Below are 14,919 nucleotides of genomic sequence, written 5' to 3'. Positions count from 1 at the left end.
CCTCGTCACTACGGGTGGAAAAGCGCCGCCCCACGATCACCTAGGGTCGGTGGGCGGAGTCGAGGCCGCGGTGGACAGAGCAGTGAGGGAAGCGGAATGGCGCAGGCGTACATGACGGAGCCGGAGCAGGGGCCCGGCCCTGACCGGACCGGTTCCCGGGCCGAGCGTCTGCGCAGGTGGTGGCAGCCGGAGCGGATGTGGCGGCGCGGCATCGTCCTCGCGGTGCTGGCCGTGGCGCTCGGTCTGCTGATGCTGCTGCACGCCAAGGTCCCCAACACCGTCGGCAACCTCGGCAGCCTGCTGGAGACGTTCCTGCCGTGGGTGGGTCTGGCCATCCCGCTGCTGCTCCTGCTGGCGGTGCTCCGCCGCTCGGCGACCGCGCTGATCGCGCTGGTGCTGCCGGTCTTCGCCTGGGCCAACCTCTTCGGCGGGCAGCTCATCGGTAAGTCGGGCACCGGCGGCGATCTGACGTTCATCACCCACAACGTCGACGCCGACAACCCGGACCCCGCCGGTACCGCCCGCGACCTCGCCGCCGCCGACGCCGACGTCGTCGCCCTGGAGGAGGTCACCGCCCAGGCGCTGCCCGCCTACAAGAAGGGGCTCGCGGCGGCGTACCCGTACCACGCGGTCAAGGGCACCGTCGGCCTCTGGAGCAAGCGGCCGCTGTCCGACGCGTCGGCGGTGCCGATCAAGATGGGCTGGACGCGGGCGCTGCGCGCCACGCTGACCGCGCCGGACGGCGAGAAGATCGCGGTGTACGTCGCGCATCTGCCCTCGGTGCGGGTCAAGGTCAAGGCGGGCTTCACCGCCAGCCAGCGCGACGACAGCGCCGCCGCGCTCGGCAAGGCCGTCTCGCAGGAGCCGCTGCACCGGGTGGTCCTCCTCGGCGACCTCAACGGCACGATGAACGACCGCTCGCTGGCGCCGGTCACCTCCCAGATGCGGTCGGCGCAGGGCGCGGCGGGCGACGGCTTCGGCTTCACCTGGCCGGAGTCGTTCCCGATGGCCCGGATCGACCAGATCATGACCCGGGACCTGGAGCCGGTGTCCGCCTGGACGCTGCCCGCCACCGGCAGCGACCATCTGCCGATCGCCGCCTCGATCAACCTCACCGGCGGCTCCTGACGCCACCGGCCACCGGGCGGGCGGAACGCGGCGACGTTCCGCCCGCTCCGGCATGTCCGGGGCCGTACGGGAGCCGGATCCGGGCCCGTGGCGGACCCCCGCCGACCCGTACGGGAGCCGGGCGCGGGCCTGCGCGGGACGCCCGCCGCCCACCTCACCGTGCGCAACGGCACACCCCGGGGTCACACCGCCGTCACCCGACGGAATTCCGGACCTGCCAGACTTTGTTCCGTCCCCGAACTTACGACGTCGTCACCGCGGCGTTCCGGCGGCGTGGCCCGCACGGACGCCCGTGCCCGTCGCCCGCCCGCGTACCGCTCCGAAAGGTCTCCCATGCCCTTGGCTCTGCTCGCGCTCGCGATCTCGGCCTTCGGAATAGGCACCACCGAATTCGTGATGATGGGCCTGCTGCCCAATGTCGCGGACGATCTGGGCACCTCCGTCCCCACCGCCGGTCACCTCGTCTCCGCCTACGCGCTCGGCGTCGTCATCGGCGCCCCGCTGCTGACCGCGCTCGGCTCCCGCGTCCCCCGCAAGCCGATGCTGGTGGCGCTGATGGCGCTCTTCACCGCCGGTAACCTCGCCTCCGCCCTCGCCACCGACTTCCCGCTGCTGGTCGCCGGGCGGCTGCTGGCGGGGCTGCCGCACGGCGCGTTCTTCGGCATCGGCGCGGTGGTCGCCGCCCGGCTGGTGCGCGAGGGGCGGCAGGCGCGCGCCGTCGCCACGATGTTCCTCGGCCTGACCGTCGCCAACGTCGTCGGGGTGCCCGCCGCGACCCTCCTCGGCCAGCACCTCGGCTGGCGCGCCACCTTCCTCGTCGTCGCGGGCATCGGCCTGGTCGCGATGGCCGCGCTGGCCCGGCTGGTGCCGCCGCTGCCCGCCGGGGAGCGCACCGGGATCGGCCGGGAGCTGCGTGCCCTCACCGGGCGGCAGGTGCTGCTCGGGCTGCTCACCACGGTCCTCGGCTTCGCCGGGGTCTTCGCCTTCTACAGCTATCTCGCCTCGGCGCTGACCGAGGTCACCGGCTTCTCCGAGACCTCCGTGACGGTCGTCCTCGCCCTCTTCGGCATCGGGATGACGCTCGGCGCCCTCGCCGCCGGACCCCTCACCGACCGGGCGCTGCGCCCCACCCTCTACGGTTCGCTGGCCGCCCTCGCCGCCGTCCTCGCGCTCTTCCCGCTGGCCGCGCCGCACAAGTCGCTGGTGCTGGTCGCCGTCGTCCTGATCGGCGCGGTCGGCTTCCTGACGACCACGCCGTTGCAGATGCTGGTGATGGAGAAGGCGCAGGGCGCGCCGACGCTGGCCGCCGCCTCCAACCAGTCGGCGTTCAACCTCGCCAACGCGGGCGGCGCCTGGGTGGGCGGTCTGGCGCTGTCGGCGCACTGGGGCTGGACCTCGCCCGCCCTGGTCGGCGCGGTGTTGGCCGCCGCCGGACTCGTCGTCGCCGTCACCGCCGGACTCCTGGACCGTACGGCGGGCGACGCCTCCCGTGTGGTGGCCCGCGGCGGCGCCCCGAAGACGGTGGAGGCGACGGCGTCCGCCGACCACCGCGGCTGACCGGGCGCCGGGCGGGCCGCGTCAGCCGCCCTCGCGCCAGCGGTTGGTGACCGGCAGCCGCCGGTCCTTGCCGAAGCCCTTGGCGGAGATCTTGGTGCCCGGCGGGTACTGCCGCCGCTTGTACTCCGCCGCGTCCACCATCCGCAGCACCCGCACCACCAGCGCGTCGTCGAACCCCTCGGCGACGATCTCGGCCCGCCCCCGGTCCCCGTCGACGTACCGCGCCAGGATCCGGTCGAGGACGGCGTAGTCGGGGAGGGTGTCGGTGTCGAGCTGGCCGGGGCGGAGTTCGGCGCTGGGCGGTTTGGTGAGGGTGTGCTCCGGGATCGGCGGGACGGCGCCCCGCTCGACGGCCACGGCGTTCCGGCGGCGGGCCAGCGCGTAGACCTCGCTCTTGTAGACGTCCTTGATCGGCCCGAACGCGCCGACGGAGTCGCCGTAGAGCGTGGAGTAGCCGCAGGCCAGCTCGGATTTGTTGCCGGGGGCGAGGACGAGGTGGCCCTCCTGGTTGGAGAGCGCCATCAGCGTGGTGCCGCGCACCCGCGACTGGAGGTTCTCCGCCGCCGTCCCGGTCAGCTCCAGCGCCCCCAGGTACGCGTCGACCATCGGCCCGATCGGCACCGTACGGAACGCCAGCCCGGTGCGGCGGGCCAGCTCGGCGGCGTCGGTGCGCGAGTGCTCCGAGGAGTACGCGGACGGCATCGCGACGCCGTGGACGTTCCGGGCGCCCAGCGCGTCGCAGGCGAGCGTGGCCACCAGCGCCGAGTCGATACCGCCGGACAGGCCCAGCACCACGCTGCCGAAGCCGTTCTTCGTGACGTACGCCCGCACCCCGGTGACCAGCGCGGCGTAGACCTCGTCCAGGTCCGGCAGCCGCGCAGCCGTACCGCCCGGGAACTGCGGGGGATAGGCGGGCAGCGGGGCGGCGGAGAGTGTGACGTGGTCGATGCGCAGCCCGTCGTCGACCACCCCGGACGGCGGCTCGGCGGCGCCCGCGGGCAGCTCCAGATCGACCAGGAGGCACTCCTCGGCGAACTGCGCGGCCCGTGCCAGGACCCGGCCGTCGGGCGCGACGACCAGCGAGTCGCCGTCGAAGACCAACTCGTCCTGGCCGCCGGTCATCGCCAGATACGCGGTGGTGCACCCGGCCTCCCGGGCGCGGCGGCGCACCAGCTCCAGGCGGGTGTCGTCCTTGTGCCGCTCGTAGGGGGAGGCGTTGAGGGAGAGCATCAGCCCGGCTCCGGCGGTGCGGGCGGCGGGCACCCGGCCGCCGTCCTGCCAGAGGTCCTCGCAGATCGCCAGCGCCACATCGACGCCGCGCACCCGCACCACGGGCAGCGTGTCGCCGGGGACGAAGTAGCGGAACTCGTCGAAGACGCCGTAGTTGGGCAGATGGTGCTTGGCGAAACGGAGCGCGACCCGGCCGCGGTGCAGCACCGCCGCCGCGTTCCGGGGCGCCCCGGCGGGCCGCCCGTGGCGCGCCGGTTCCGGGGTGCCGCGGTCGAGGTATCCGACGACGACGGGCAGGTCGCCCAGCCCCTCGGTGGCCAGCCGTCCGGCCAGCTCCACCAGCGCCGCCCGGCTCGCCGTGACGAACGACGGGCGCAGCGCGAGATCCTCGACGGGGTAGCCGGTCAGCGCCATCTCCGGGAAGGCGACGAGGTGCGCGCCCCGCTGCGCGGCGCCGCGGGCCCGATGGAGCAGCGTCTCGGTGTTGCGCGGGAGCGCGCCCACACAGGTGTCGATCTGGTGCAGGGCGAGCCGGAGCTGAGGCACCCCGCCATTTTATGCGTCCGCCCGGCGCCGGAGGGGTCGGGAAGGTTACGGCTCCGGGGCCCGCGTTACGGGCGGATGACGGGGTACGGGCGCCCGGCGGGGCGCGGGGCGGCGGCCCGTGGATCCCCGGCCGCCGCCCCGCGACTCCCGTATGCGGCGGGTCAGTCGCGGTAGCCGAGCACCGTCATCATGCCGCTCTCCGAGTGGTACACGTTGTGGCAGTGGAGCATCCACAGGCCCGGGTTGTCGGCGTCCAGGTGGACCCGGATGGTGTGGCCCGGGCGCACGATGACGGTGTCCTTGCGCGCCCCGCCGTACGCCAGCTCGAAGGCGTGGCCGTGCAGATGCATCGGGTGCCACATCCCGGTGTGGTTGCGGAACACCAGCTCCACCCGCTCGCCCTCCCGGACGGCGTAGCGCTGCGACGGCTTGAACGGCGCGTGGTTGATCGCCCAGTCGAAGCGGCGCATCGACCCGGTGAGCACCAGCTGATGGCGGCGGTCGACCTCGCGTTCGGGCAGGCGTACCGATTCGGCACTGTCCAGATCGAAGGCGGTGAGCAGCTTTCCGTCCAGTTCGCGGGGGCGGGTGCCGGGGCCGGGCGCGGCGCCGCCGCCGGTCCGCAGCACCGCCTGGGCCAGATGGTTCTTGCCCTCGGCGAGCGCGGTGAACGGGAAGACGCCGTCCTTGGCGGTGACCAGTACGTCGTAGCGCTCGCTCATGCCGAGCACCAGGGCGTCGGTGTCGGCGTGGGCGACGGGGTGGCCGTCGGTGTGGGTGACGGTCATGGTGTGCCCGCCGAGCGCGACCCGGTAGGCGGTGTCGCCGCCCGCGTTGATGATCCGGATCCGGATGCGGTCACCGGGGGAGGCGGTGAAGGTCTGCGGGTCGTCCGGGGTCCGCCCGTTGATCAGGTGGAGCGGGTAGTCGACGTTGCCCGCCATCCCGCCGAGCAGATCGCTGTGGGCGTGCTCCAGGATCCGCGACGGTCCCTTCTTCGACTCCTTCGGCGCGGCGGCGCGCATCTCGTGGCCGCTGTGGGGCTCCCCGTGGTTCAGCTCGTCGAGGATCGCGTCGGGGTCGGAGCCGTCGATCCCGTCGACCCAGTCGTCGAGGACGACCACCCACTCCTTGTCGTAGGCGAGCGGCTCACGGGGGTCGTCGACGATCAGCGGCCCGTACAGCCCGCGGTCCTGCTGCACACCGACGTGCGGGTGGTACCAGTACGTGCCCGGCCGCACCGTCATGTAGCGGTACGCGAACGACTCCCCGGAGGCCACCGCGTCCTGGGTGATGCCGGGCACCCCGTCCATGTCGTTGCGGAGCGCCAGTCCGTGCCAGTGGACGGTGGTGGGGTGCGGCAGCTGGTTGGCGAAGTCGACGGACAGCACGTCACCGGCGGTCACCCGCAGCTCCGGGCCGGTCAGCGTGCCGTCGTACGTCCAGGTGCGGACGGAGCGGTCGCCGAGCTGGATGTCGGCGGGCGTGGCGACCAGGGAGAACTGCCGCACCGGGCCGTTGCCGCGGTGCTTCTCGGTGTCGCGGACCTGGGGCCCGCCGGGCGTGACGTAGCCGGGCGGCACCTCGCCGGAGGCGGCGGGCGCGCCCTTGCCGTCGGCGCGCGCCGGGCGGGCGACGGCGGTGCCGCCCGCGCCGAGCAGCCCGGCGGCGACGGCGGCGGCTCCCGCGCCGAGCAGCGCCCGCCGCCCGGGCTCGGCGGGGCGGGCGGACGGTTCGGTCTGGGGGCGGGAGGGGCGCTCAGGTCGCATGGAGTACCTCGGGGTGTCGGTGGGCGCACGGCCGGAGTGGCGGACAGCACGCGGATCAAAAGCGAACGAATGCGGACAAATCGCCGATGGAGGAGTAGGGGGAGGGAAGGCGGGTGGGGTGTCGGGTGGGTGCCGGTGGCGGCGGGTGGCGGACCCGGCGGTCGGGTGGTGCCTCGCGGGGCACCTTACGACCTGGGACGCGGGAATCCGCGGCGTCACGGCGCCCACCGGACGCCGCTCCTCCCTCCGGGGCCATCCGCCACTCCGGGTCCTTACCCCCACGGGGTATCCACGGGTGGTGCGCCGCCCTCCGGTGACGGCGCCCGGAGCGTCCGGCGCACACCCGTGGCGTACGGCCCCGGGCGCCGCCCCGTGCCCCCGCGCCCACCGGCCCCGCGCCGCCCCCGCGGGAGAACCCCCGCGCGGGGCGGGAGAATCTCAGGGGCGGTGATCGGGAGAATCTCAGGGTCGGCGGCTGGGAGAAACTCAGGGTCGGCGGGCGGGAGAATCGGCGCCGGGCGGGAAGAAGACGAGCAGGGCGCGGCCGGGGGCGGTGCGAGACGGATGAGCGGGAGGCCGCGGATGAACCGCAGCAGGGGCAGCAGTCACGACAGCAGCAGTCACGGCGGTGGCAGCCGCGGCGGCCACGGGGGCACGTTCCCCGGCGGCGCGGACCGCGCGCCGGACCGGCCCCGCGCCGCGGACGCCCCGGACGGCCCGGGCCCCGGCGCGCCGCCCGGCCGGATGCTCCGCGTCGACGGCGTGCCGCTGCACGTCCTCCGCGAGGGCAGCGGCCCCGCCGTGGTGCTCTGCGGCGGCCTCGGCATGGCCTGGTTCGACTGGGAGGCGGTGGTCGCGCTGCTCGCCCCCGACCACACCGTCATCCGCTTCGACCGCCCCGGTCTCGGCCTGAGCGCCCCCGCGCCCGGCCCGCCGACCGCCGCCGCCGAGGCCGACCGGATCGCCCACGTCCTCGACGCGCTCGGCCACCCGGGTCCGGCCACCGTCGTCGGCCACTCCATGGCCGCCTTCCACGCCGAGGTCTTCGCCCGGCTCCACCCGCACCGCTGCGCGGGCCTCGTCCTCGCCGACGGCTCCCTCGCCGACCCGGCCCGCCCGGTGCTGCCGCGCGCCGTCCGGCACGCCTGGGCGGGCGGCGTGGCGGGCGCCGCCTCCGCCGCCGGGCTGCCCCGCGCCCTCGGCCCGGTCGGCCGCCGGTTGATCTCCCGCGCCGGGGCGCTCGGCCCGCACCCCGCGCACCCCTGGGAGCGCACCACGTACCGCACCAGCCGGGTCGTGCGCGCCTGCGCACTGGAGAACGCCGCCCACCCCTACCAGGCGGCGGAGGTGGCGGCGCTCCGTCCGGAGCGCGCGCTGCCACCCGTACCGGTGACGGTCCTCGCGGCGTACGGCGGCGGGGAGACCCCCCGTGAGCTGCGCTGGCTGGAGCGGCAGCGCGGGCTCGCCACGGAGCTGGGTGGCCGGTTCGTGGTGGCCGCGCCCGCCGGACATCTGCTGATGGCCGATGCGCCGGACGCCGTCGCCCGCGCCGTGCGCGAGCTGTGACCGGGCCGCGGACCCGGCACGCCATGGGCGGGTCAACGGCGCCTCCCCGGGAGGTCAGGAGTGCGCCAAGCCGCCGGTTTGCCCTGCCGCGGGCCGTGACAGACGGCGCCCACGCGTCCCACGCTGACCATGGCGGGCCGACCGGGCGCGCCCCGGACGCGACGGGCGGGGGCCCGAGGACACGGCCGGGCGGTTCTGAATCAGGCCAAGGGTGCGTAATGTGACGGTAACCCCCGCGCGTGATACTGGTGTGCCACACGATGTGATCCCACACGTGGGACGGGCTGATTGACCTGCAAGGATTGGTGAACCATGGACAAGCAGCAGGAGTTCGTGCTCCGCACGCTGGAGGAGCGTGACATCCGTTTCGTACGGCTGTGGTTCACCGATGTGCTCGGGTTCCTGAAGTCCGTGGCGGTCGCGCCCGCCGAGCTTGAGCAGGCGTTCGACGAGGGCATCGGCTTCGACGGCTCCGCCATCGAGGGCTTCGCCCGGGTCTACGAGTCCGACATGATCGCCAAGCCGGATCCGGGCACCTTCCAGATCCTGCCCTGGCGCGCCGAAGGCCCCGGCACCGCCCGGATGTTCTGCGACATCCTGATGCCCGACGGCTCCCCCTCGTACGCCGACCCGCGCTACGTCCTCAAGCGCATCCTGGCGAAGACCTCCGACCTCGGCTTCACCTTCTACACCCATCCCGAGATCGAGTTCTTCCTGCTCAAGGACAAGCCGGTGGACGGCCGACGCCCCACCCCCGGCGACTCCTCCGGTTACTTCGACCACACCCCGCAGAACGTCGGCATGGACTTCCGCCGCCAGGCGATCACGATGCTCGAATCGATGGGCATCTCCGTGGAGTTCAGCCACCACGAGGGCGCCCCGGGCCAGCAGGAGATCGACCTGCGGTACGCCGACGCGCTGTCCACCGCCGACAACATCATGACGTTCCGGCTGGTCATGAAGCAGGTGGCGCTGGAGCAGGGCGTACAGGCGACGTTCATGCCCAAGCCGTTCTCCGAGTACCCCGGCTCCGGGATGCACACCCACCTCTCCCTCTTCGAGGGCGACCGCAACGCCTTCCACGAGTCCGGCGCCGAGTACCAACTCTCCAAGGTCGGCCGCTCGTTCATCGCCGGACTGCTCCGCCACGCCGGGGAGATCTCCGCCGTCACCAACCAGTGGGTCAACTCCTACAAGCGCATCTGGGGCGGCACCAACCGCACCGCGGGCGCCGGTGGCGAGGCCCCCTCGTACATCTGCTGGGGCCACAACAACCGCTCCGCGCTGATCCGGGTGCCGATGTACAAGCCCGGCAAGATGGGCTCCACCCGCGTCGAGGTCCGCTCCATCGACTCCGGCGCCAACCCGTACCTGACCTACGCGGTCCTCCTCGCCGCCGGACTCAAGGGCATCGAGGAGGGCTACGCACTGCCGCCCGGCGCCGACGACGACGTCTGGGCGCTGACCGACGCCGAGCGCCGCGCGATGGGCATCGAGCCGCTGCCGCAGAACCTCGGCGAGGCCATCGACCTGATGGAGCGCAGCGAACTGGTCGCCGAGACCCTCGGCGAGCACGTCTTCGACTTCTTCCTGCGCAACAAGAAGCAGGAGTGGGAGGAGTACCGCTCCGAGGTCACCGCCTTCGAGCTGCGCAAGATGCTGCCGGTCCTGTAACCCGAACCCCGCCGTCGCCCGGCCCGGCGGCCGGGCGGACCCCGAGAGGCGCCCGCCATGGCACACCCCGCTCCGCAGGGCCGGCGGAGCAGCACCTTCACCCGGCTGCTGCGCCACGGCTTCACCGACCCGTCGGCCGCCGCCCGGCTGCTGCAGGCCCCCGAACTCGCCGCCGTGCACGAGGACCCGGTGCTGCTGGAGGCGTTCGCCCAGGTCGCCGACCCGGATCAGGCGCTGCTCGGGCTGGTCCGGCTGGTCGAGGCGCAGGACGAGGCGGAGCGGCAGCGGCTGCTGGCCACGCTGGTCACCGCGAAGCCGCTGCGGGACCGGCTGCTGGGCGTCATGGGCGCCTCCGAGGCGCTCGCCGACCACCTCGCCCGCCACCCGCGCGACTGGCAGTCGCTCGTCACGTACGAGGCGGCCGACCTCCACCCGGCCACCCCGGAGTTCGAGGAGGCGCTCGCGGAGGGCGTCTGGGGCGAGGAGGGCGTCGCGCTGCCGCGGCCGGATGCGCTGCGGATCGCCTACCGCCGCGCTCTGCTGGGCATCGCGGCGCGCGACGTGTGCGCCACCACCGACGTCAGCGAGGTCGCCGCCGAACTGGCCGATCTGGCGACCGCGACCCTCCGCGCCGCCCTGCAGATCGCCTCCGAGGAAGCGCCGGGCGACGCCGCCGTCTGCCGCCTCGCCGTCCTCGCGATGGGCAAGTGCGGCGGCCGGGAGCTGAACTACGTCTCGGACGTCGATGTCGTCTTCGTCGCCGAGGCCAAGGAGGGCACCGAGGAGGCGGCCGCGCTCCAGGCCGCGAACCGGCTGGCGGCGCGGCTGATGCGGGTCTGCTCGGACGTCACCGCCGAGGGCACCATCTGGCCGGTCGACGCCAACCTCCGGCCCGAGGGCCGCAACGGCCCGCTGGTCCGCACCCTCAGCAGCCACCTCGTCTACTACCAGCGCTGGGCCAAGACCTGGGAGTTCCAGGCGCTGCTCAAGGCCCGGCCGACGGCGGGCGACCCCGAGCTGGGACAGGCGTACGTCGACGCCCTCGCCCCGCTGGTGTGGCAGGCCGCCGAGCGGGAGAACTTCGTCGCCGACGTACGGCAGATGCGCCGCCGGGTGATCGCGGGCATCCCCGTCGCCGAGGTCGACCGGGAGCTGAAGCTCGGCCCGGGCGGGCTGCGGGACGTCGAGTTCGCCGTCCAGCTCCTCCAGTTGGTGCACGGCCGCAGCGATGCGACGCTGCGCAGCCCCACCACCCTCGACGCCCTCGCCGCGCTCGCCGCCGGTGGCTACGTCGGCCGCCAGGACGCCGCCGCCCTCGACGCCGCCTACCGCTTCCTGCGCACCCTGGAGCACCGCATCCAGCTCCAGCGGATGCGCCGCACCCATCTGATGCCCGAGGGCGAGGCCGATCTGCGGCGGCTGGCCCGCTCGCTGGGGCTGCGCACCGAACCGGTCGACGCGCTGCGCGCCCAGTGGAAGTGGCACGCCCGCGAGGTGCGGCGGCTCCACGAGAAGCTCTTCTACCGCCCGCTGCTGGACGCCGTCGCCCACCTGGAGCCCGGCGAGACCCGGCTCTCCGCGAAGGCCGCCGGTCAGCGCCTCGAAGCGCTCGGCTACGCGGACCCGGTCGGGGCGCTGCGCCACATGGAGGCGCTGGCGTCCGGGGTGACCCGCAAGGCGGCGATCCAGCGGACGCTGCTGCCGGTGCTGCTCGGCTGGTTCGCCGACTCCGCCGACCCTGACGCCGGACTCCTCAACTTCCGCAAGGTCTCCGACGCGCTCGGCAAGACCCCCTGGTACCTGCGGCTGCTGCGGGACGAGGGCGCCGCGGCGGAGAACCTCGCCCGGGTGCTGTCCGGCGGCCGTCTCGCCCCCGATCTGCTGCTGCGCGCGCCGGAGGCGGTGGCGCTGCTCGGCGCCGCCGACGGGCTGCGCCCGCGCGGGCGCCTCGCGCTGGAGCAGGAGGTGCTGGCGGCGGTCGGCCGCGCGGACGGCGCGGAGGCGGCGGTGGCCGCGGCCCGCGGGGTGCGCCGCCGGGAGCTGTTCCGGACCGCCGCCGCCGATCTGATCGGCGCGTACGGCACCGAGGACCATCCCGCCGAGGAGGACCACGGACGGCTGCTGGACGCGGTCGGCTCCGCGGTCTCCGATCTGAACGCCGCGACGCTCGCCGGTGCGCTGCGCGCCGCCGTCCGGGAGAGCTGGGGCGACACCCTGCCGACCCGCTTCGCGGTGATCGGCATGGGCCGCTTCGGCGGCCACGAGCTGAGCTACGGCTCGGACGCCGATGTGCTCTTCGTCCACGAACCGCGCGAGGGCGCCGACGAACAGGAGGCCGCCAAGGCCGCCCGCGCCGTCGCCAACGAGATGCGCCGCCTGCTCCAACTCCCCTCCGCCGACCCGCCGTTGCCGATCGACGCGGACCTCCGCCCGGAGGGCCGCTCCGGTCCGCTGGTGCGCACCCTCGCCTCGTACGCCGCGTACTACCGGCGCTGGTCGCTGACGTGGGAGGCACAGGCGCTGCTGCGGGCCGAACCGGTCGCGGGCGACGCCGAGCTGGGCGGCCGTTTCATCGAGCTGATCGACCCGCTGCGCTACCCGGTCGAGGGGCTGGGGGAGGACGCGGTGCGGGAGATCCGGCGGCTCAAGGCGCGGATGGAGTCCGAGCGGCTGCCCCGCGGCGCCGACCCGACCACCCACGCCAAGCTGGGCCGCGGCGGGCTGAGCGACGTCGAGTGGACGGTGCAGCTCTTCCAGTTGCAGCACGGCTGGGAGCTGCCCGCTCTGCGCACCACCCGCACCCGCGAGGCCCTGGCCGCCGCCCACCAGGCCGGACTGATCGGCACCGAGGAGGCCCAGATCCTCGACGAGGCGTGGGTGCTCGCCGCCCGCGTCCGCAACGGCGTGATGCTGGTCCGCGGCCGCCCCGGCGACACCTTCCCCGCCGACGCCCGCGAACTGGCCGCCGTCGGCCGCTACCTCGGCTACGAGGAGGGCCACGTCGGCGACATGCTCGACGACTACCGCCGCATCACCCGCCGCGCCCGCGCGGTGGTGGAGGAGGTGTTCTACGGGGGGTGACCCTCCGTGGAACTGCCGTGCGCCCAGGGCCCGTTGACGTGCGCCCGCGTCACCCCCGCATCCCCCGCACCCGCTCCATCACCCCCGCCAGGGAGAGTTCGAAGGCGGTGTCGGCGCGGTGCGGTCCCGCATGGGCGACGGCGGCGGCGAGGCGGGGGGTGTCGGCGGGGTCGGCGACCTCCCACATCGTCTCGGGGGCGGCGAGGTCGAGGGCGGAGCCGAGGACGACATTCTCCACGGCGACGATCACCGGGATCACCTCCGACGCGGCGAACCCGGCGTCCAGCAGCACCCCGCACGCCCGCTCGTAGAGGGCCAGCACCCGCGGGGCGCGGACGGGGGAGACGGTCAGCAGCGGGATGGTGCGCGGGTGCGCGGCGAAGGCGGCGCGGTAGCTGCGGGCCCAGGACTCCAGGGCCGCGTCCCACGGCGTGGTCTCCAGGGTGGCGGGGTCGATGGCGGCGCCGACGTGCTCCCGCAGCAACTCGATGACGCCGGCCCGGCCGTCCACGTGGTGGTAGACGGAGGCGGTGCGCACCCCCAGCTCCCGGGCGATCTGCGGGACGCTGAAATCGCCCTGTTCGTCCACGAGCCGCAGCGCCGTCGCGCCGATCCGTGCCCGGTCCAGCAGCGGTGTCCGCGGCCTCGCCATGTCGTCTTCTCCCGCCCGTGAGGTCTTCCCGAATCGTACGGGCGGGGGTTACGGTGCAAAAACCGAAAGGCTTTAGGTTAAATTCCTTGCGGTCCCGTTGCCGTGCCCACCCCTCCCGCGCACCGGGCCGCCCTCCTCCTCCGCCGCAGAAGGGCACCCGCACGCCATGGCCACACCCGCCACCACCCCGCCCGGGGCACCGTCCCGCCCCGCGCCACCCGGCAACCCGGAACCGACGCTGCGCCGCGGCAGCCTCTCCGCCGCCGACATCGCCTTCTTCGTCATCTCCGCCGCCGCCCCGCTCACCGTCATGGCCGGGACCTCGCCCGTCGCCATCGGCGCCGGAGGTCTCGGCGCCCCCGTCGGCTACCTCCTGGCCGGGGCCACCCTCGCCCTCTTCGCCGTCGGCTTCACCACCATGGCCCGCCATGTCCGCCACGGCGGCGGCTTCTACGCCTTCATCACCCGCGGGCTGGGCCGCCCCGCCGGATTCGGCGCCGCGAGCCTCGCCCTCCTCGCGTACAACGGCATGCAGATCGGCGTCCACGGGCTGTTCGCCACCGCCACCCAGGAGGCCCTCGAAGCCTTCTGGGGCGTGCACATCCCCTGGCCGCCGCTGGCCTTCGCCGGGATCGCCGTCATCTGGTACCTCGGTCACCGCAGCATCGACTTCGGCGCCAAGGTCCTCGGCGTGCTGCTGGTCGCCGAGACCGGCATCCTCGTGCTGCTGGCCGGGGGCGTCCTGCTGCACGGCGGCGCCCACGGTCTCGGCGCCGACTCCTTCACCCCCGCGCATGTCCTGGTGCCCGGCACCGGCGCCGTCCTCGCCTTCGCGTTCGCCGCCTTCACCGGCTTCGAGTCGACCGCCATCTACCGCCGCGAGGCCCGCGACCCGGCCCGCACCATCCCCCGCGCCACCTATGTCGCGGTCGCCTTCCTCGGCCTCTTCTACGCCTTCATCATCTGGATCATCGTCCAGGCGTACGGCCCGGACCGGATCGTCGCCGCCGCCCTGCACGACCCGGCCGGACTCTTCTTCTCCGCCACCACCCGCTACGTCGGCGCCTGGGCCACCGACCTGATGCACATCTCCATCGTGACCAGCATCGTCGCCTCCCAACTCGCCTTCCACAACGCCATCAACCGCTATGCGCTCTCCCTCGCCCGGGAAGGCGTGCTGCCCGCCGCCCTCGGCCGCGTCCACCCCCGCAACCGCTCCCCGTACGTCGCCGGAGCGGTGCAGAGCGCCCTCGCCGTCCTCGTCGTCGCCGGGTTCGCGGTGGCCGGTGCCGACCCGTACCGGCAACTGCTGCTCTGGATGAACACCCCCGGGATGCTGGGCCTTCTCGCGCTCCAGGCGCTCACCGCCGCCGCCGTCCCGCTCTTCTTCCGCCGTATCACCCACGGCGAGGGCGTCTGGCGCACCCGGGTCGCCCCGATCGCCGCCGCCGTGCTGATGACCGGCGCCCTCGGCCTCGTCATCTCCAAGATCGACCTGATGACGGCGGCGCCGCTCGCCACCAACACCGTCCTGGTCCTCCTCGTCCCCGCCGCCTTCCTCCTCGGTCTGGCCCTCGCCCGCCGCCTGCGCCGCAGCCGCCCCGCCGTGTACGAAGGATTCGCCGCCGAGCCCACGGAAGCCGAGGACACCGAGGTCACCGAGGACGCCTACGACGCCGACGAGGCGGGCGGCCCCGCCCCCGCCCCCGTCACCGC

At 74.3% G+C, this 14,919-nt stretch carries 9 protein-coding genes; 6 read left to right on the top strand and 3 right to left on the bottom strand.

Features of this window, described 5'->3' with window-relative positions:
• The first annotated feature begins 111 nt into the window (after nt 1-111).
• Nucleotides 112-1,128 carry an endonuclease/exonuclease/phosphatase family protein gene (locus IF23_RS0127560; RefSeq protein ID WP_425423890.1) on the top strand — a complete coding sequence of 339 codons (1,017 nt, stop codon included), beginning with the start codon at nt 112-114 and terminating at the stop codon, nt 1,126-1,128.
• 333 nt (nt 1,129-1,461) lie between these two features.
• Nucleotides 1,462-2,685 carry an MFS transporter gene (locus tag IF23_RS0127555; RefSeq protein WP_030288365.1) on the top strand — a complete coding sequence of 408 codons (1,224 nt, stop codon included), beginning with the start codon at nt 1,462-1,464 and terminating at the stop codon, nt 2,683-2,685.
• Between the two features lie 21 nt (nt 2,686-2,706).
• Here the strand turns inward: IF23_RS0127555 and IF23_RS0127550 are convergent, their stop codons facing one another.
• Both IF23_RS0127550 and IF23_RS0127545 read right to left on the bottom strand, forming a co-directional pair.
• On the bottom strand, nt 2,707-4,461 hold the full coding sequence (locus tag IF23_RS0127550; RefSeq protein ID WP_030288363.1) for an NAD+ synthase: 1,755 nt from the start codon (nt 4,459-4,461) through the stop codon (nt 2,707-2,709).
• A gap of 161 nt (nt 4,462-4,622) precedes the next feature.
• Nucleotides 4,623-6,230, bottom strand: coding sequence for a multicopper oxidase family protein (locus IF23_RS0127545; protein ID WP_051739933.1), 1,608 nt, complete (start codon nt 6,228-6,230; stop codon nt 4,623-4,625).
• Between the two features lie 744 nt (nt 6,231-6,974).
• Between IF23_RS0127545 and IF23_RS0127540 the strand changes: the two genes are divergently transcribed.
• The 3 genes from IF23_RS0127540 to IF23_RS0127530 all read left to right on the top strand — a co-directional run bounded on the left by IF23_RS0127540 (nt 6,975) and on the right by IF23_RS0127530 (nt 12,551).
• Complete coding sequence (locus tag IF23_RS0127540; protein ID WP_030288359.1) at nt 6,975-7,796, top strand: alpha/beta fold hydrolase; 822 nt, start codon at nt 6,975-6,977, stop codon at nt 7,794-7,796.
• Between the two features lie 312 nt (nt 7,797-8,108).
• Nucleotides 8,109-9,470, top strand: coding sequence for a type I glutamate--ammonia ligase (glnA, locus tag IF23_RS0127535; RefSeq protein ID WP_030288357.1), 1,362 nt, complete (start codon nt 8,109-8,111; stop codon nt 9,468-9,470).
• Nucleotides 9,471-9,527: 57 nt separating this feature from the next.
• Nucleotides 9,528-12,551 (top strand): bifunctional [glutamine synthetase] adenylyltransferase/[glutamine synthetase]-adenylyl-L-tyrosine phosphorylase, encoded by a 3,024-nt coding sequence (locus IF23_RS0127530; RefSeq protein WP_030288355.1) that lies wholly within the window; start codon nt 9,528-9,530, stop codon nt 12,549-12,551.
• 49 nt (nt 12,552-12,600) lie between these two features.
• Here the strand turns inward: IF23_RS0127530 and IF23_RS0127525 are convergent, their stop codons facing one another.
• Nucleotides 12,601-13,203 (bottom strand): TetR/AcrR family transcriptional regulator C-terminal domain-containing protein, encoded by a 603-nt coding sequence (locus tag IF23_RS0127525; RefSeq protein WP_030288353.1) that lies wholly within the window; start codon nt 13,201-13,203, stop codon nt 12,601-12,603.
• A gap of 166 nt (nt 13,204-13,369) precedes the next feature.
• On the opposite strand from IF23_RS0127525, the gene IF23_RS0127520 reads away from it, so the two are divergent.
• On the top strand, nt 13,370-14,919 hold a 1,550-nt coding region (locus tag IF23_RS0127520), incomplete at its 3' end, for an APC family permease (protein WP_107127036.1).

It is taken from the genome of Streptomyces catenulae (assembly GCF_000718015.1).
Taxonomy (GTDB): Bacteria; Actinomycetota; Actinomycetes; order Streptomycetales; family Streptomycetaceae; genus Streptomyces; species Streptomyces catenulae.
The sequence above is the reverse complement of the archived record's forward strand: the minus strand, read 5'-3'. Positions and strand labels throughout refer to the sequence as shown.